The organism is Citrobacter sp. Cpo090 (genome assembly GCF_030332665.1).
Taxonomy (GTDB): domain Bacteria; phylum Pseudomonadota; class Gammaproteobacteria; order Enterobacterales; family Enterobacteriaceae; genus Citrobacter; species Citrobacter portucalensis.
Map to the genome: position 1 here is coordinate 541,787 of NZ_JAOWHK010000038.1, position 18,014 is coordinate 559,800.

Below are 18,014 nucleotides of genomic sequence, written 5' to 3' on the forward strand. Positions count from 1 at the left end.
GCGGTTTCGAATTTTTCTATGCGTTAAAAACCGTGGTTTTTTATCGTTATTTAACGCCTTTATCTTATTGACTAACTGGTAATCTCAGCTACGTAAAAAATCATCCAGGGGATCAGAATGTCGGCAATACAGGGGATTGAAGGGGTCATCAGCCAGTTACAGGCCACGGCGATGTCAGCAAAAATGCAGGATATGCAGCCACAACCGACCGTGAGTTTTGCCGGACAACTGCATGCGGCGTTAGACAGGATTAGCGATGTGCAAACCGCGTCCCGTACCCAGGCTGAGAAATTTACCCTCGGTGAGCCGGGTATTGCGCTGAACGATGTGATGACCGATATGCAAAAAGCGTCGGTATCGATGCAGATGGGTATTCAGGTGCGTAACAAACTGGTGTCGGCGTATCAGGAAGTGATGTCGATGCAGGTGTAGGGACAACGTGCAGAGAATGTTTGCCGGATAAGCGTAGCGTCATCCGGCAACCAGTTACTTCTGAATCAAATAGCGGATCGTTGGGCCATCCTGCTGAATATCCAGCACCGTATAGCCGTGATTACGCGCATCCAGTGGAATATTGTTGATTGACTGCGGGCAATCGCTCACCACTTCCAGAATTTCACCTTTCTTCAATTGCGGCATCGCTTCCAGCGTGGCTACAGCCGGGTATGGACACGGTTCGCCGACCATATCGAGGCGATAATCAGGTACGATATTTTTCATACAGACTCCTTGGCAGGCGTCAGCCCTGCGCGACGGAAGAAACGTTTTTCCCAGCCGATAATCAGCATCAGCGCGGCAAACAACAGCACATAGGTCACCAGCAGACCGCCGAGCGGACCGAAGGTGTTGAGCAGATTCACTTTGTCCCAGTTGGTGGCAAGCGCGGGAGCAAAATCATCCCAGTAGTAAGCCAGAATGGTTGAGCCAATAACGTTGCCCAGACCAACCCACCAGTAATGCACCTGGCCTTCAACGGCGCGGTACATCCAGCCGGTTTCACATCCGCCCGCTAAAACGATGCCAAAGCCAAACAGTAAGCCGCCGATCACCGCATTTGGACCCGCCCACATGATTTTAGGCTCGACGCCCAGTTGCACATAGCTAAAGATACCGATGGCGCTGACCGCCATCCCGAAGATGATCGCTTTTGCCATATGGGTGCGACCGGAAATCCACAGGTCGCGGAAGGCGGAGGTGAAGCAGATTTGCGCCCGTTCGATCAGCAGCCCGAACCCAACGCCGAACAGCATCGCCAGACCGAGTTTGGGTTTATCCATCGCGGTGAGCAGCGCCCAGCCGATCATGCCGATAAACACCAGCATACCAAGGCGGAAACGGCGACGGGCCTGATCCGGCTTTTGCGTTAACGGCGAAGCGGCAGAGACTTTCTGCATTTTGACCGGAATACGAAACATTGGCAGCAGGGTAAAGCGTGCGCCAAACCATGAGCCAATGGCCGTGGCCAGCGCAAAAAACCAGGCGTGTAATGAGAACTGCGGAATGCCGGTGAAGAATGCGGCCAGGTTACAGCCCATTGCCAGCCGGGCACCGAATCCGGCGATCGCCCCGCCGACTATCGCCTGCATAATGCGCACCCGACTGCGCGGCATGCGCAATTTGACGTTGTTGGCCCACAGTGCGGCAGCAAAACAGCCGCCGAACATACCGAGGATCATCATGCCGTCGATGCGGGTCAGGGGCGAACCTTCGAGATGGATCAGCTTGTAGTATCCCCACTCTTCGGCGTGCACGCCAAACAGTTGTAGGATTTGCCCACCCCAACGAGTGAATTCACCGGTAACGGCCCAGAAGGTTCCCGTAATGCCGAAATAATAAGTGGAGAGAATACCCGCTGCGATGACCGCAGGGGTGGGGGCCCAAAATTTAATTAACCAGGCCTGTTTGAAGTGTTGCCATGACATGCGTTGTGCCTCTGAACTCAGAAGGTATGTAACAAGAAGTGTGGATACTACACCGTTCAGAATTTTTGACTATGAGTAATAAGAGGTAACACCGTCTGGATCAATCTTTCTCAACGCTGCCGAAAGGCTGGCGACATCAGGCCTTTAATGCCACAATCCCATTTTCTTCGCATGCAGGATGAATGATGAAAAAATTAGCAATCGTTGGTGTATTTCTGGCGCTTACCGGATGCGCCGAAGTAGAAAATTATAACGACGTGGTGAAAACGCCAGCGCCAGCCGGTCTGGAAGGATACTGGCAGTCAAAAGGTCCACAACGCAGTCTGGTAAGCCCGGAAGCCATTGCCAGCCTGGTAATAACGAAAGAGGGCGATACGCTGGATTGTCGCCAGTGGCAGCGGGTGATCGCGCTGCCGGGGAAACTGACGATGCTCTCTGGCGATCTCACCAACGTGACGGTGAAACGGGAGCTGTACGAGATTGAGCGCGAAGGCAATACGCTGGAATATGACGGTATGACGCTGCAGCGGGTGGATCGCCCGACGCAGGAATGTGCCGACGCGTTAAAGAAAACGCCTCTGGCCACACCGCTGCCATAAACTGTACGCCCCGGTAGCCACCGGCCACCGGGGTTGAACATTACAACACGTCTTCAATCACCCACACGCTGACGCTCCCGCCGTTACAATAAAACGTCGCTTCACCGTTTTCATCGGTGACCACACTTTCTGCACGATTTCCCAGATAGTCACGCCAGGTTTTATTGCCATAATTGGCGCCGAGATTGATGGTCTTTTCCCCGTCATCGCCGTTAGACAACACCACCACGCAGCCGGGATCTTCGTCCGTTCCGCTGCGACTAAAAGCGATACAGTTAGGGTGATCGAAAAAGAGCGTCTGTACCCCGTGCGCGAAGCGCTGGCGCGCGAGGATCAGTTCATCAAGCTGCTCAATGATCGGCATGTCGATAGGATAGGTTTCGCCATCGCCGCCGGTGTCTTCGTAATGCGCTCCGTAGAGGTCAGGGTAAAACACCGACGGTACGCCATTTTCGCGTAACAGGATTAGCGCATAGGCCAGCGGCTTAAACCACGGTTCGACTGGGGCTTCGAGTGCCTGCAAGGGCTGGGTGTCGTGATTGGCCACCAGCGTGACGGCATGAAACGGATCGGCCTCCACTAACGTGTCGGTGAAAATCTGGCTCATGTCATAATCGCGGCCCTGACGGGAGGCTTCGTGGAATTTCATCTGCAAAGGGGCGTCGAACAGCATGGTTTTCCCCTCCACCTGATTAATGTAGGTTTGCAGCTTGTCGACTTCATGGGACCAGTATTCCGCAACGATAAACAGTGGCTTGGGGGCGACTTCCTGCACGTGTTCAATCCACTCTTTGTAAAACCATGCCGGAATATGTTTCACGGCATCTAAACGAAAGCCGTCGCACTGGGTTTGCTCCATTACCCAACGCGCCCAGTATTTGAGCTCCTCAGTCACCGCGTGATTGCGGAAATCGATGTTTTCGCCCATCAGATAATCAAAATTACCCAACTCATCATCAACCTGATCGTTCCAGCCTTCGCCGGTGTAGTCGTTAACGATTTTGAAAATGCCGTCTTCGGTGGGATTCTCGATATGGTCAATGCCGCTGAAACATTTAAAATCCCAAATGAATTGTGAATACTGGCCTGCGCGGGCAGGGAAGGTGTAGCGCGTCCAGCCCTCGCACTCGACAATCTCATCATCTATTTGCGTACGATCCTCGGCGTTAACCCGCTGGACGCGGATCTTTTCTTTCTCATCTGCGCCCATTTTGTGGTTAACCACCACGTCCAGCAGTACGGCAATATCATTGTGTTTCAGCGCGTCTATCGCCGCCAGCAGCTGGTTTTTATCGCCGTATTTGGTGGCGACGGTTCCCTTTTGGTCGAATTCGCCCAAATCAAACAGATCGTAGGAATCATAGCCAACGGAATAGCCGCCGGACGCACCTTTATAGGCGGGAGGCAACCACACCATATTGATGCCGATGTCATTCAGTCCGCCTGCACGTTCGGCAAGTTCGGGCCAGAGTTGACCGCCATCAGGGTAATACCAGTGGAAGTACTGCAATAACGTGGGATTTTTCATCTTCCGTGCTCCAGAAGTCGTTTGGCCGACCTCTGGAGTATGGAAGATTATTCAGACGAGACGGGAAATTATTATGGGGCAGTGGGGGCGTCGGGGACTAACAGCATGCCGGAAAGACGGCCATAGGCGTTGTTCAACGTCTTTTGACGCGTCGACTGACCGATGAGGTTGCTGAGTTCATCCAGACGCTGCTGCAACAATGTTTTCAGTAACTGTTCGTTATCCAGCGTCTGTTTAATGTACCCGGCCACTAAGTCCTGAATACTTCGCGTAATGCCTGGTGGAGTTTGCTCTTCCATGACCACTTCAATACTTTGCAGATAGGTAACTTCCTGTTCCAGTAAAAGGTCCCATTCACCGCGCTGCGCCAGTTCCAGCAGTGAGTGACTGAGCAGCGCAATGCGCTGCCAACGGTTGATAAACTCCACGGCTGAGGTCATTAACGAGACTCCTGGGAAGATGCTTTCGGTGAGATCTGTTTCCAGGCTTCTGCAATGTTGCCGAGCAACCCTTCGACTTCTTCAATAGCCTGACAATCATTACGCAAGTTAGCTTGCAGTAAACGGCGAATCATATAGTCATACAGCGAAGACAGGTTAGCGGCGATTTCGCCGCCATTCTCTTGATCCAGCCCAGCCTTCAGACCATTGTCGATAATGTTAATGGCTTTACTGATGGCCTCGCCTTTGGCGACGATATCACCCTGCTGCATAAACAGGCGAGCGCGCACGAGGGCGCTGTTCGCGCCATCAAACAACATTTCAATCAGCTGATGTGGGCTGGCGCTCATCACGCCACTCTCTATGCTGACCTGTGCATAGGCTTTGGTACCGCTCGCGGTATACATGCTTACCTCGTGTTATCAGGAATTACTCATCGCCGTAAATTGCTGGCCCAGATAGTTACTGGTGCTGTTCAGCTTGCTCATCATGGTGTCCAACTGCGTAAACTGCGCTTTATAGCGCGCGACGGTATCGTCGATGCTGTTGCTTACGGCCAGATACTGTTTGGTCAGTTTTTTCAGCGTGGCGTTAATATTGTCCTGGGCAACGTCAATAATGCCGTCATCGGCCAGGTAGCCTTTTACTTCGGTGGCGATTTTGGTGGTAATACCGGTTTCTTTACCATCACCAACCAGTAATTGGCGAGTCGCCGCGGTATTATCTTTCAGCGCTTTTTCGAGCTTAGTATCGTCAATTTTCAGCTTGCCAGAGGTACCGTCGGTGGTAATACCGATTTCACCCAACGTTTTGAATGCACCGTCGCTGGCACCGTTGGAAAACTGGGCGCGAATGCCTATCTGAATAGTACGTACCGCGCTGTCGCCGATCAGTGCGCCGTTATTTTTATCTTGCGCTTCGGCTCCTGGATCAACTTCAGTGTATTTGGTCAGCGTTGAGAATGTATCCAGCAGCGAGTTATAGGCGTCCACCCAACCTTTGATCGCTTCTGTTGCTTTATCATTGCTCTTGGTGACGGTGATCCGCGCATCGGTTACTTCTTTAGTCAGATTCAGCGTTACGCCCTGCGGGGCATCGGTAATGGTGTTGCTTGGGCGTTCAATATCAATGCCGTTAACTTTCAACAGTGCATTTTTGGCTTCCACCAGCTGTTTCATATTTCCGCTGCCGGCGGTGCTGTCGTAGGCCAGTAAGTCATTAAGCTTGCTGTCGCCGCTGACGGAAATGGTCATCTTATTATCGACACCGCTGTCGGCAGTTAATACCAGCTGATAATCATTCTCCTTTACTTTAACGATACTGGCGGAAATACCGCTGTCGGCGTCGTTAATGGCATCACGGATCCCTTCCAGCGACGTTTGGTCTTTGCTGAGTTTAATTTCCAGCGGTTTTTCACGGCCTTTTTGCTCAATTTTAATGGTGCGGCTTTCGGAGGAGGTATCACCCAACGCTTCCTTCGTTGAGCTGATTCCACTTTTCGTACTTAATGATTGCGCCTGCGCCAGTTGCGTAACGCTAACGGTATAGATCCCTGGTGCGGCACCGGCAGAGGTCGATACTTTAAGGTCTTCTGTACTGCTGGTTACGGTGGTGCTTTTAAACAGATCGGCGCTGTTGAGCGCTGTATTTGCCGTCTGGAATTTTTCCAGCGCGCTTTTTAGCGTGCCGTAGGCGGTTAATCTGGCCGTATTCGTACTCTGCTGTTGGGTAATTGGGTTTAAGCGTTTTTTTTCAGCAGTAGTCAGGTTTGTTAGCAATGTGTCCAGTGGTAAGTTTGAGCCGACGCCCAATGAAGTAAATGAAGGCATGCCTAATTCCTTGTGATTGCAAACAGTAGTTAAGCGGGTTATCGGCAATCTGCGCGCAAAGTTTAATGATAGTTTTGTAAAAATAATGCGCAGAATAATGGCATATAAAGAGGGTATTTCAGGGGCTAAGAAAAAAAACGACAGAAAGTAAAAATTTTCTAAAGTTCGAAATTAAGGTGCCGATACATGGGTTACGGTGAGAAACCGTGGGCAACAGCCCAATAACATCAAGTTGTAATTGATAAGGAAAAGATCATGGCACAAGTCATCAATACAAACAGCCTGTCGCTGTTGACCCAGAACAACCTGAACAAATCTCAGTCTACTCTGAGCTCCGCTATCGAGCGTCTGTCCTCTGGTCTGCGTATCAACAGCGCGAAAGACGATGCTGCCGGTCAGGCGATCGCAAACCGCTTTACCTCTAACATCAAAGGTTTGACTCAGGCTTCCCGTAACGCCAACGACGGTATCTCCATCGCGCAGACCACTGAAGGTGCGCTGAACGAAATCAACAACAACCTGCAGCGTGTACGTGAACTGTCCGTTCAGGCATCTAACGGCACCAACTCTGATAGCGACCTGAGCTCCATCCAGGCTGAAATCACTCAGCGTCTGAGCGAAATCGACCGCGTATCCGGCCAGACTCAGTTCAACGGCGTGAAAGTACTGGCGGGTGATAACACCCTGAAAATCCAGGTTGGTGCTAACGATAACGAAACTATCTCCATTAACCTGAAAGAAATCACCAGCAGCACGCTGGGCCTGAATACTTTCAGCGTAACAGGCGACAAAGCGGTTACTGCTGACCAAATGGTTAAAGATTTCGGCGCGACGGGTACCATGAACTATAAGCTGGCTGCTGACAGCTATTCTGTTGATGTAAAATCGGGCGCTGTCAAAATTGATGTTGGTACCACTGGTACATTTGCTGCGGCTTTTGTTGGGGCTGCGGATGGTAAATTGACCGCTAGCTCTACAAACACGCAAGTTAACCCAGGAACAGCAGCTACTGCTGACGCAGCTGCTACTGCCGCTTCTGCAGTAACTGCAGGCGGTCCTAACGCTAAATTTACCTTTAAAGGTACCGAATGGACTGCTGCTGCAACAAACACAGCAAATACTGACGGTAACGGTAAGTTCACCGCTACTATTGATGGTACCACCATTACTATGGACATTTCTGGAGCGACAACTGGTACCGGTGGTACCATGACGCTTTCTGGTGGCAGCATTTATGAGCAGGGCGCTGCGGGTAGTAACAAACTGACCACTCATGCAACCAACGTTGCAGCAAAAGAGTCTGACCTGGTTGCGGCAAAAGCAACTAAAACGGGTGGGGCTTTAGCTATCGGTGCTACCAATTACACAGTTGACGCTAACGGTGTTGTTAGTGAAGGCGGCGAAACCACTTTCGTTAAAAATGCAGGCACTGCAAATGCTTCTCTGGTTAAACAAAGCCAGGCAAGCGAAGCAACACGTAACCAGTTGAAATTGATTGATACCGCGCTGGCTCAGGTTGATACCTTACGTGGTGACCTCGGTGCGGTACAGAACCGTTTCGACTCTACCATCACCAACCTGGGTAACACCGTTAACAACCTGACTTCTGCACGTAGCCGTATCGAAGATGCTGACTACGCGACCGAAGTGTCCAACATGTCTAAAGCACAGATCCTGCAACAAGCAGGTACTTCTGTACTGGCACAGGCCAACCAGGTTCCGCAGAACGTTCTGTCTCTGCTGCGTTAATTTACGCTTACTACACAAACCCCGCTCCGGCGGGGTTTTTTATATTTAGCTTTACCCGTAACCCCCAAATAACCCCTCATTTCACCCACTATTCACCCGATTAAAACCCCTGCAGAAACGGATAATCATGCCGATAACTCATTTAACGCAGGGCTGTTTATCGTGAATTCACTGTATACCGCTGAAGGTGTAATGGATAAACACTCGCTGTGGCAGCGTTATGTACCGTTGGTGCGTCACGAAGCATTGCGCCTTCAGGTGCGTTTGCCGGCGAGCGTAGAACTGGATGACCTGCTACAAGCGGGCGGCATCGGGTTATTGAATGCCGTTGACCGATATGACGCTTTGCAAGGAACGGCATTTACCACTTACGCAGTGCAGCGTATTCGTGGAGCAATGCTGGACGAACTACGTAGCCGGGATTGGGTGCCGCGTAGCGTTCGGCGCAATGCTCGCGAAGTGGCACAGGCGATGGGACAACTGGAGCAGGAATTAGGGCGCAACGCGACGGAAACAGAAGTGGCGGCGCGTCTGGCTATTCCTGTGCAAGAGTATCGTCAGATGTTGCTCGATACCAATAACAGCCAGCTCTTCTCTTATGACGAGTGGCGGGAAGAGCATGGCGATAGTATTGAGCTGGTGACAGAAGAACATCAGCAGGAAAACCCGTTACAACAGCTTCTTGAGGGTAACCTCCGCCAGCGCGTGATGGACGCGATCGAGGCGTTGCCGGAGCGTGAAAAGCTGGTGTTAACGCTGTACTACCAGGAAGAGCTCAATCTGAAAGAGATTGGCGCGGTACTGGAAGTCGGGGAGTCACGGGTTAGCCAGTTGCACAGTCAGGCCATCAAACGTCTACGCACCAAGCTGGGTAAGCTATAGGGGTACATCATTACCCCTGAACAATGCCGCATTACGAATTGACTACCAGGAGTTCTCATGACGGTGCAGCAATCAAAAAGACGGCCTCTAAGCCGCTACCTCAAAGATTTCAAACACAGCCAGACGCATTGCGCCCACTGCTTTAAGTTGCTCGACCGGATCACGCTGGTTCGTCACGGGCAAATTGTGAATAAAATCGCCATCGCCCGCCTGGACACTTTGTTGGATGAAGCCGAGTGGGAGCAGGAGAAAAAAGAGTGGGTGGCACTGTGTCGTTTTTGCGGTGATTTGCATTGCAAAGAGCAGAGCGACTTTTTCGATATTATAGGTTTTAAACAGTTTTTATTTGAGCAGACCGAAATGAGTCACGGCACGGTACGTGAATACGTTGTCCGCCTGCGTCGCCTTGGGAATCACCTGACCGAACAAAATATCTCTCACGATCTGCTGCAGGAAGGGTTCCTCGACGAAAACCTTGCCCCGTGGCTGCCGGAAACCAGCACCAACAATTACCGCATCGCCTTGCGTAAGTATGAGCAGTTCAAAGCCCATACCCATATGGGACATATGCAGAAATCCTCCTGGACAGCCAGTTCTGATATATATTAAAAAAGAATAAGGTGTAACAGAGTGGTGTTTGTGGATCACGACAAGCGCTCTACACTATGCTCATAAATAGCAGTCACTAATGACAATATTCGGGGTAACTATGAAATTAGCACTTCTGGGACGTCAGGCTCTGATGGGTGTAATGGCTGTTGCACTTGTCGCTGGAATGAGCGTAAAAACTTATGCAGATGAAGGTCTGTTAAATAAAGTTAAAGAGCGTGGCACGCTGCTGGTGGGCCTGGAAGGGACCTATCCCCCGTTTAGTTTTCAGGGCGATGATGGCAAGCTGACCGGTTTCGAAGTGGAGTTCGCTGAGGAACTGGCCAAGCACCTTGGGGTGAAAGCTAACCTGAAGCCGACCAAGTGGGACGGTATGCTGGCCTCTCTTGATTCCAGGCGCATTGACGTGGTCATCAACCAGGTGACCATCTCTGACGAACGTAAGAAAAAATACGATTTCTCCACCCCGTATACGGTTTCTGGTATTCAGGCGCTGGTGAAAAAAGGTAATGAAGGTGTTATTAAGACTGCTGCCGATCTGAAAGGTAAAAAAGTCGGCGTTGGCCTGGGCACCAACTATGAAGAGTGGCTGCGCCAGAACGTGCAGGGCGTGGATATTCGTACCTATGATGATGACCCGACTAAATACCAGGATCTGCGTGTAGGCCGTATCGACGCCATTCTCGTTGACCGTCTGGCGGCGCTGGATCTGGTCAAGAAAACCAAGGATACGCTGGCTGTAACCGGTGAAGCATTCTCGCGCCAGGAGTCCGGCGTGGCGCTGCGCAAAGGCAATGAAGATCTGCTGAAAGCGGTTGATGCGGCCATTGCTGAAATGCAGAAAGACGGTACGCTGAAAGCCCTGTCTGAAAAATGGTTTGGAGCGGATGTGACGAAATAATCGTCTTCCGCTGAAAAAAAGGCGCCTTTAACAGCGCCTTTTTTTATTTCATTGCGCCTGAACGTGCATAATAAAAAGAACATCACAACAACGAATACCGGAGGCTGTATGCCGCTGCATAACTTAACGCGCTTTCCACGTCTGGAATTTATTGGCGCGCCAACGCCGCTCGAATATCTTCCACGCTTCTCCGACTACCTCGGGCGCGATATTTTCATCAAGCGCGATGATGTCACGCCGATGGCCATGGGCGGCAATAAGCTGCGTAAGCTGGAGTTCCTGGCCGCTGATGCGCTGCGTGAAGGCGCTGATACGCTGATAACCGCAGGTGCCATCCAGTCTAACCACGTTCGTCAGACGGCGGCGGTAGCGGCTAAGCTTGGCCTGCATTGCGTGGCGCTGTTGGAAAATCCGATTGGCACCACGGCGGAAAACTATCTCACCAATGGCAATCGTCTGCTGCTGGACCTGTTTAATACGCAGATCGAAATGTGCGATGCGCTGACCGACCCGAATGCGCAACTTCAGGAACTGGCGACGCGCATTGAAGCACAGGGGTTCCGCCCGTATGTGATCCCTGTTGGTGGCTCTAACGCGTTGGGCGCATTGGGTTATGTGGAAAGCGCGCTGGAAATTGCCCAGCAGTGTGAAGGGGCCGTTGCGCTTTCTTCCGTAGTAGTGGCGTCGGGCAGTGCGGGAACGCATGCCGGACTTGCCGTGGGCCTGGAACAACTGATGCCAGATATCGAGCTTATCGGCGTGACCGTCTCGCGCAGCGTCGCCGATCAAAAGCCTAAAGTTGTAACGTTGCAGCAGGATATTGCCCGTGAACTGGAACTGACGGCCTCAGCGGATATTCTGTTATGGGACGATTATTTTGCGCCGGGCTACGGTACGCCAAACGAAGAAGGCATGGAGGCAGTAAAACTGCTGGCGCGCCTGGAAGGCATTTTGTTGGATCCGGTGTATACCGGTAAGGCGATGGCGGGTTTGATTGACGGTATCAGCCAGAAACGCTTCAAAGACGAAGGGCCAATCCTCTTTATTCATACCGGTGGGGCACCTGCACTGTTTGCCTACCATCCTCATGTGTAACAACCAGGTCGAAAAACGCTAATGCATGAAAGTATCCAACTGGTAATTGATTCTCTGCCGTATCTGCTCAAAGGCGCGGTTTTTACGCTGCAACTGAGTATCGGCGGGATGTTTTTTGGCCTCGTGCTGGGGTTTATCCTGGCGCTGATGCGTCTGTCGCCGCTGCTGCCTGTGCGCTGGCTGGCGCGTTTTTATATCTCTATTTTTCGCGGAACACCGCTGATTGCCCAACTGTTCATGATCTATTACGGTCTGCCGCAGTTTGGTATTGAGCTAGATCCCATCCCGGCAGCGATGATTGGCTTGTCGCTGAATACGGCAGCCTACGCTGCGGAAACCCTGCGTGCGGCAATATCTTCCATCGACAAAGGGCAGTGGGAGGCGGGGGCCAGTATTGGTATGACTCGCTGGCAGACCATGCGCCGGGCAATCCTGCCGCAGGCTGCACGCGTTGCGCTACCGCCGTTGAGCAACAGCTTTATCAGTCTGGTGAAAGATACCTCTTTGGCCGCTACTATCCAGGTTCCGGAACTGTTCCGTCAGGCGCAGCTGATTACCTCGCGTACGCTGGAAGTCTTTACGATGTATCTGGCGGCCTCGTTGATTTACTGGGTGATGGCGACGGTGCTTTCTGCGCTGCAAAACTATTTTGAAGAACAACTGAACCGCCAGGAGAGAGAGCCGAAATGAGTGCTATCGAAGTCAGAAACCTGGTCAAAAAATTTCATGGGCAAACGGTGCTGCATGGGATCGATCTTGACGTCAAACCTGGTGAAGTAGTAGCCATTATCGGGCCGAGCGGATCGGGCAAAACCACGCTGCTGCGTAGCATTAATTTGCTGGAGCAACCGGAGGCGGGCACCATTAAAGTGGGTGAGATTACCATTGATACCGCGCGTTCGTTGACTCAGCAGAAAGGGCTGATTCGTCAGTTACGTCAGCACGTCGGTTTTGTATTCCAGAACTTTAATTTGTTCCCCCATCGGACGGTGCTGGAAAACATTATTGAAGGGCCGGTGATAGTCAAAGGTGAACCAAAAGCTGAAGCGACAGCTCGTGCGCGTGAGCTGCTGGCGAAAGTCGGGCTGGCGGGCAAAGAAACCAGCTATCCGCGGCGTTTATCGGGTGGACAGCAGCAGCGCGTAGCGATTGCCCGGGCGCTGGCGATGCGACCTGAGGTTATTCTTTTTGATGAACCGACCTCCGCACTTGATCCTGAACTGGTTGGTGAGGTACTTAATACCATCCGCCAACTGGCGCAGGAAAAACGCACCATGGTAATTGTGACGCATGAAATGAGCTTTGCTCGCGATGTTGCCGATAGAGCGATATTTATGGATCAAGGACGGATTGTAGAGCAGGGACCCGCAAAATCCTTATTCACGCATCCGCAGCAGCCGCGTACCCGTCAGTTTCTTGAAAAGTTTTTGATGCAATAAATAGTGCATATAGCGCTCGCCGGGATTGTTTCTGGCGAGTGCTCTTCGCATAACTATTTATAATTATTGCTTTATTATTAGCATTTGATTCTGTTACTTCCTTCCGCTGTTGAGTAATACTCAAGTAATTGTTCATTTGTCCGATAATTTGCATATATAAAATACATTTATGTGTTAGCTTGTTTCATATGTTTGGATGATTATCAATCTCAGGGGCATTACCACTTAGTATGCAGGATCATGATTTCTTCACCTGGCGACGGAGCATGCTGTTACGCTTTCAGGAAATGGCGGCGGCAGAGGATGTCTATAATGAATTACAGCAGCAGACGCAGCACTTAGAGTTTGATTTTTACGCGCTTTGTGTTCGTCATCCGGTACCTTTTACCCGACCTAAAACGTCACTTCATACGACCTATCCCAAAGCATGGGTGGCGCATTATCAGTCCGAAAATTATTTCGCCATTGATCCGGTGCTGAAACCTGAAAACTTCAGTCAGGGGCATTTACCCTGGAACGATACTCTGTTTCGCGATGCGCAACCTTTGTGGGACGCCGCACGCAATCACGGTTTACGCAAAGGGATGACGCAATGCCTAATGTTGCCTAATCGGGCGTTGGGTTTTTTATCGGTATCGCGGGCGAGTATCCGTAATAGTCGCTTTGCAAACGATGAAGTGGAGCTCAGGATGCAGCTTCTGGTACGGGAAAGTCTGTCTGTACTGACGCGGCTGGAAGATGACATGGTTATGGCGCCAGAGATGCGTTTTAGCAAGCGGGAAAAGGAAATATTGAAATGGACGGCAGAGGGGAAGACCTCTTCAGAGATAGCCATCATTCTGTCGATTTCCGAAAATACAGTGAACTTCCACCAGAAGAATATGCAAAAGAAATTCAATGCGCCAAACAAAACGCAGATAGCCTGTTATGCCGCGGCAACCGGGCTTATCTGAGTAAATTATCGTTCTGAGTGTCAGACGCAAAACCGGCTGAGAGCATTGCTATCAGCCGGTTTCTTATTACTGGCGGTAAGCTTGTTTAATTTGCTTAACCGTGTTGGAAAATACCGCAGCCTGTGATTGATCTTCAATCAGCGCGAGCTGTTTTTCCATTTTAAGAATCACGCGGCCTGCATCGGCTTGGCCCATTGCCTGCAGCATCAGCGTTAACATGGCTTTCAGGCAGGTGACTTCATTGGCCAGTTCCTGGTTATTCTCAGCAGTGGAAAAGTCAGGCGTACTCATTTATTTTCCTCGTTATGTTTCAATGAAAAAGTGCGATGTCAAATCTAAGGCGGCGGAGTATACCATAAGCGAGGCTAAAAATATCTGTGGTTGTTTTTTGCGCGGACTAATGTTGTGGACATTAAAATAAACAACATGTTGCAGTGCATATATTTTCTTCACATGTTGTTTATTTCGAGTATTTTCCTCGTTAATTATTGTTACAACTTTGACTGCCTATTTTGCATTCAGCGGGGGAATATGAATTTTTTGTCACTATTCTGAAACAGCTATGCAGATATAACCGTGGCAGAAGGCTGTCAGGACTGCAAGTTTCCACTCGTCGTACAATCTAATTTCCGAAAACGAGAGCAAAATCGAAAGTCGGGCGTTTTTTACATTTCAAAGTTGAGATAAAACCCGTTAACATAGGACCGATTAACTATCGGTAGCGTTATCCCTATTCTGGAGATATTCCTTTGATCAACGTTTTTCTTGTTGATGACCACGAACTGGTGCGCGCAGGGATACGACGCATTCTGGAAGATATAAAAGGCATAAAAGTTGTCGGCGAAGCGTGCTGCGGTGAAGATGCGGTAAAATGGTGCCGCTCAAATTCCGTTGACGTTGTGCTGATGGATATGAATATGCCCGGTATTGGCGGTCTGGAAGCAACCCGCAAAATTGCGCGTTCCACGGCAGACATTAAAGTGATCATGCTGACGGTACACACCGAAAACCCATTACCTGCAAAAGTTATGCAGGCAGGGGCCGCAGGGTATCTCAGCAAAGGCGCCGCCCCCCAGGAAGTAGTGAGTGCGATTCGTTCGGTTTTTTCCGGGCAGCGTTATATTGCCTCCGATATCGCTCAGCAAATGGCGCTCAGCCAGATTGAGCCTGAGAAAACGGAAACCCCGTTTGCCAGTTTGTCTGAGCGCGAGTTGCAGATTATGCTGATGATCACCAAAGGTCAGAAGGTCAATGAGATCTCAGAGCAACTGAATCTTAGTCCTAAAACGGTGAACAGCTATCGCTATCGAATGTTCAGTAAATTAAACATTCATGGCGATGTAGAGCTGACTCACTTGGCAATTCGCCATGGCCTGTGTAATGCGGAGACATTAACAAGCCAGTGACCGATCAGTTTGATGCCAAAGCGTTCCTGAAAACCGTGACCAGTCAGCCCGGCGTCTATCGTATGTACGATACCGCCGGGACGGTTATCTATGTCGGGAAAGCGAAAGATCTGAAAAAAAGGCTTTCCAGCTACTTCCGTAGTAATCTTGCGTCGCGCAAGACCGAAGCGCTGGTCGTGCAAATCCAGCAGATTGATGTCACGGTAACGCACACCGAAACCGAAGCGTTATTGCTTGAGCACAACTACATCAAGCTGTATCAGCCGCGCTATAACGTATTGCTGCGCGATGATAAATCCTACCCTTTTATATTCCTTAGCGGCGATACCCACCCGCGTCTGGCGATGCATCGTGGGGCAAAGCATGCCAAAGGCGAGTACTTTGGACCGTTCCCGAACGGTTATGCGGTGCGTGAAACGCTGGCGCTGTTGCAGAAAATATTCCCTATCCGCCAGTGCGAAAACAGCGTTTATCGCAACCGTTCTCGACCTTGTCTGCAATATCAGATTGGCCGCTGTCTCGGTCCGTGTGTTGCGGGTCTGGTGAGTGAGGAAGAGTATGCTCAGCAGGTCGAGTATGTTCGTCTGTTCCTGTCCGGAAAAGACGATCAGGTATTAACGCAGCTGATCGCCCGTATGGAAAAGGCCAGCCAAAATCTCGAGTTTGAAGAGGCTGCGCGCATTCGTGACCAAATCCAGGCCGTACGCCGCGTGACAGAAAAACAGTTTGTCTCTAATACCGGAGACGATCTGGACGTCATTGGCGTGGCGTTTGACGCCGGTATGGCCTGTGTGCACGTTCTGTTTATTCGCCAGGGTAAAGTGCTGGGCAGCCGCAGCTATTTCCCGAAAGTACCCGGTGGCACGGAACTCGGCGAGGTCGTCGAAACCTTTGTCGGGCAGTTTTATCTGCAGGGGAGCCAGATGCGTACCTTACCCGGGGAGATCCTGCTCGATTTTAATCTTAGCGATAAAACTCTGCTGGCAGACTCTCTGTCTGAACTGGCCGGCAGGAAGATTAACGTGCAGACGAAACCGCGAGGGGATCGCGCGCGTTATCTGAAGCTGGCGCGAACCAACGCGGCAGTGGCACTCACCACGAAACTTTCTCAGCAGTCGACGATTACACAACGTCTGACGGCGCTGGCCTCCGTATTGAAGTTACCTGCGGTGAAGCGTATGGAGTGCTTCGACATCAGCCATACGATGGGTGAGCAGACGGTAGCCTCCTGCGTGGTCTTTGATGACAATGGTCCGCTGCGTGCAGAGTATCGCCGCTACAACATTACCGGTATTACGCCGGGAGATGATTATGCGGCGATGAATCAGGTCTTACGTCGGCGTTACGGGAAGGCGATTGAAGAAAGTAAGATTCCGGACGTCATATTGATCGACGGCGGGAAAGGTCAGTTAGGGCAGGCGAAAGCCGTTTTTGCTGAGCTGGACGTTCCCTGGGACAAGCAGCACCCACTCTTGCTGGGGGTGGCAAAAGGGGCCGATCGTAAAGCCGGTCTGGAAACGCTGTTCTTTGAGCCGGAAGGTGAGGGCTTTAGCCTGCCACCGGATTCGCCTGCATTGCACGTTATCCAGCATATCCGCGATGAATCTCACGATCATGCGATTAGCGGGCATCGTAAAAAGCGGGCGAAAGTGAAAAGCACCAGCACGCTTGAGACCATCGAAGGTGTCGGGCCAAAGCGTCGCCAGACGTTGTTGAAATATATGGGAGGTTTGCAAGGTCTTCGTAACGCAAGTATCGAAGAAATTGCAAAAGTGCCGGGTATTTCGCAAGCTCTGGCAGAAAAGATCTTCTACTCGTTGAAACATTAGGCCCTCTGTAGCAACATAGGGGTAATTTCACTGACAACAGATAGTTATCCGTCATATGCGATTTAATATCCCTACGTTGCTCACGCTGTTTCGCGTCATCCTGATCCCATTCTTTGTATTGGCTTTTTACCTGCCATTCACCTGGGCTCCCTTTGTTTGTGCGCTGATCTTCTGTATCGCAGCGGTCACTGACTGGTTTGACGGTTTTCTGGCACGCCGCTGGAACCAAAGCACGCGTTTTGGCGCCTTCCTCGATCCGGTCGCTGATAAGGTGCTGGTGGCTATCGCGATGGTCCTGGTGACCGAGCATTACCACAGCTGGTGGGTGACGCTCCCTGCCGCAACAATGATCGCGCGTGAAATTATCATCTCTGCACTACGTGAATGGATGGCCGAACTGGGTAAACGCAGTAGCGTAGCCGTATCCTGGATCGGTAAAGTGAAAACCACATCGCAAATGGCTGCACTGGCCTGGCTGCTTTGGCGTCCAAATATCTGGGTAGAGTATGCTGGGATCGCACTTTTCTTCGTTGCTGCGATACTGACTTTGTGGTCAATGTTCCAGTATTTGAGCGCTGCACGTGGAGATTTGCTTGATCAGTGATCGTTTCGACGCAAATTTCAGCAAACGATCGTAAGTGGTGAAAAATATCGTTGACTCATTGCGTCAGGTAAGTAGAATGCAACGCATCGAACGGCAGCACTGATTGCCAGACGATAACAAAATCATGTGATTAACAAAGTTACTTGGTGATGCGGGAATAGCTCAGTTGGTAGAGCACGACCTTGCCAAGGTCGGGGTCGCGAGTTCGAGTCTCGTTTCCCGCTCCAAA

Annotated in this window: 20 protein-coding genes, 1 tRNA gene and 1 pseudogene; 14 read left to right on the forward strand and 8 right to left on the reverse strand. The window is 50.9% G+C overall.

Annotation, left to right across the window (positions count from 1 at the left end):
- Positions 1-117 precede the first annotated feature (117 nt).
- On the forward strand, positions 118-432 hold the full coding sequence (gene fliE, locus OGY83_RS25030) for a flagellar hook-basal body complex protein FliE (protein ID WP_003030448.1): 315 nt from the start codon (positions 118-120) through the stop codon (positions 430-432).
- Positions 433-486: 54 nt separating this feature from the next.
- On the opposite strand, the gene yedF is transcribed toward fliE, so the two are convergent.
- Complete coding sequence (yedF, locus tag OGY83_RS25035; protein ID WP_000790504.1) at positions 487-720, reverse strand: sulfurtransferase-like selenium metabolism protein YedF; 234 nt, start codon at positions 718-720, stop codon at positions 487-489.
- A complete protein-coding gene (yedE, locus tag OGY83_RS25040; RefSeq protein WP_286637148.1) occupies positions 717-1,922 on the reverse strand; it encodes a selenium metabolism membrane protein YedE/FdhT in 1,206 nt (401 codons plus the stop codon). Before yedE ends, yedF begins: the two co-directional genes overlap by 4 nt.
- Positions 1,923-2,107: 185 nt before the next feature.
- Here yedE and yedD point away from each other — a divergent pair, with 185 nt between their 5' ends.
- Positions 2,108-2,521, forward strand: a complete 414-nt coding sequence (gene yedD / locus OGY83_RS25045; RefSeq protein WP_003030454.1) for a lipoprotein YedD — start codon at positions 2,108-2,110, stop codon at positions 2,519-2,521.
- A gap of 40 nt (positions 2,522-2,561) precedes the next feature.
- On the opposite strand, the gene amyA is transcribed toward yedD, so the two are convergent.
- The 4 genes from amyA to fliD all read right to left on the reverse strand — a co-directional run bounded on the left by amyA (position 2,562) and on the right by fliD (position 6,318).
- Positions 2,562-4,049, reverse strand: coding sequence for an alpha-amylase (gene amyA, locus OGY83_RS25050; RefSeq protein ID WP_123267427.1), 1,488 nt, complete (start codon positions 4,047-4,049; stop codon positions 2,562-2,564).
- Positions 4,050-4,120: 71 nt separating this feature from the next.
- Entirely contained in the window at positions 4,121-4,489 is a 369-nt protein-coding gene (fliT, locus tag OGY83_RS25055; protein WP_123267426.1) for a flagella biosynthesis regulatory protein FliT, read from the reverse strand.
- Positions 4,489-4,896 (reverse strand): flagellar export chaperone FliS, encoded by a 408-nt coding sequence (gene fliS, locus OGY83_RS25060; protein WP_003844198.1) that lies wholly within the window; start codon positions 4,894-4,896, stop codon positions 4,489-4,491. The genes fliT and fliS overlap by 1 nt, the downstream gene beginning before the upstream one ends.
- A 15-nt stretch (positions 4,897-4,911) precedes the next feature.
- The gene (gene fliD, locus OGY83_RS25065) at positions 4,912-6,318 is read right to left on the reverse strand and encodes a flagellar filament capping protein FliD (RefSeq protein ID WP_286637149.1); all 1,407 of its coding nucleotides are present in this window, start codon (positions 6,316-6,318) and stop codon (positions 4,912-4,914) included.
- Positions 6,319-6,573: 255 nt separating this feature from the next.
- Here fliD and OGY83_RS25070 point away from each other — a divergent pair, with 255 nt between their 5' ends.
- The 8 genes from OGY83_RS25070 (at position 6,574) to sdiA (ending at position 13,946) form a co-directional block, all read left to right on the forward strand.
- A complete protein-coding gene (locus OGY83_RS25070) occupies positions 6,574-8,067 on the forward strand; it encodes a flagellin N-terminal helical domain-containing protein (protein WP_286637150.1) in 1,494 nt (497 codons plus the stop codon).
- A 162-nt stretch (positions 8,068-8,229) separates the two neighbouring features.
- A complete protein-coding gene (locus OGY83_RS25075; RefSeq protein ID WP_003030465.1) occupies positions 8,230-8,949 on the forward strand; it encodes an RNA polymerase sigma factor FliA in 720 nt (239 codons plus the stop codon).
- A gap of 57 nt (positions 8,950-9,006) precedes the next feature.
- Positions 9,007-9,558, forward strand: coding sequence for a flagella biosynthesis regulatory protein FliZ (gene fliZ / locus OGY83_RS25080; protein ID WP_286637151.1), 552 nt, complete (start codon positions 9,007-9,009; stop codon positions 9,556-9,558).
- 100 nt (positions 9,559-9,658) lie between these two features.
- The gene (tcyJ, locus tag OGY83_RS25085) at positions 9,659-10,459 is read left to right on the forward strand and encodes a cystine ABC transporter substrate-binding protein (RefSeq protein WP_123267421.1); all 801 of its coding nucleotides are present in this window, start codon (positions 9,659-9,661) and stop codon (positions 10,457-10,459) included.
- 108 nt (positions 10,460-10,567) lie between these two features.
- Positions 10,568-11,554 (forward strand): D-cysteine desulfhydrase, encoded by a 987-nt coding sequence (gene dcyD, locus OGY83_RS25090; RefSeq protein WP_267393139.1) that lies wholly within the window; start codon positions 10,568-10,570, stop codon positions 11,552-11,554.
- A gap of 21 nt (positions 11,555-11,575) precedes the next feature.
- Positions 11,576-12,244 (forward strand): cystine ABC transporter permease, encoded by a 669-nt coding sequence (gene tcyL, locus OGY83_RS25095; protein ID WP_003030474.1) that lies wholly within the window; start codon positions 11,576-11,578, stop codon positions 12,242-12,244.
- The gene (gene tcyN, locus OGY83_RS25100) at positions 12,241-12,993 is read left to right on the forward strand and encodes an L-cystine ABC transporter ATP-binding protein TcyN (protein WP_003030477.1); all 753 of its coding nucleotides are present in this window, start codon (positions 12,241-12,243) and stop codon (positions 12,991-12,993) included. The genes tcyL and tcyN overlap by 4 nt, the downstream gene beginning before the upstream one ends.
- Before the next feature lie 230 nt (positions 12,994-13,223).
- Positions 13,224-13,946, forward strand: coding sequence for a quorum-sensing transcriptional regulator SdiA (gene sdiA, locus OGY83_RS25105; RefSeq protein WP_032934487.1), 723 nt, complete (start codon positions 13,224-13,226; stop codon positions 13,944-13,946).
- 66 nt (positions 13,947-14,012) lie between these two features.
- Here the strand turns inward: sdiA and OGY83_RS25110 are convergent, their stop codons facing one another.
- Both OGY83_RS25110 and OGY83_RS25355 read right to left on the reverse strand, forming a co-directional pair.
- Entirely contained in the window at positions 14,013-14,237 is a 225-nt protein-coding gene (locus tag OGY83_RS25110) for a DUF2594 family protein (protein WP_003030482.1), read from the reverse strand.
- A gap of 84 nt (positions 14,238-14,321) precedes the next feature.
- Positions 14,322-14,399: pseudogene (locus tag OGY83_RS25355) on the reverse strand (hypothetical protein); the annotation flags it as partial.
- A gap of 296 nt (positions 14,400-14,695) precedes the next feature.
- Between OGY83_RS25355 and uvrY the strand changes: the two are divergent.
- The 4 genes from uvrY to OGY83_RS25130 all read left to right on the forward strand — a co-directional run bounded on the left by uvrY (position 14,696) and on the right by OGY83_RS25130 (position 18,012).
- Positions 14,696-15,352, forward strand: coding sequence for a UvrY/SirA/GacA family response regulator transcription factor (gene uvrY, locus OGY83_RS25115; RefSeq protein WP_003834023.1), 657 nt, complete (start codon positions 14,696-14,698; stop codon positions 15,350-15,352).
- On the forward strand, positions 15,349-17,181 hold the full coding sequence (gene uvrC / locus OGY83_RS25120; protein WP_286637152.1) for an excinuclease ABC subunit UvrC: 1,833 nt from the start codon (positions 15,349-15,351) through the stop codon (positions 17,179-17,181). The genes uvrY and uvrC overlap by 4 nt, the downstream gene beginning before the upstream one ends.
- A 55-nt stretch (positions 17,182-17,236) precedes the next feature.
- Positions 17,237-17,785, forward strand: coding sequence for a CDP-diacylglycerol--glycerol-3-phosphate 3-phosphatidyltransferase (gene pgsA / locus OGY83_RS25125; protein WP_286637153.1), 549 nt, complete (start codon positions 17,237-17,239; stop codon positions 17,783-17,785).
- A gap of 151 nt (positions 17,786-17,936) precedes the next feature.
- Positions 17,937-18,012: transfer RNA gene (locus OGY83_RS25130), tRNA-Gly, on the forward strand.
- Positions 18,013-18,014: the final 2 nt, after the last annotated feature.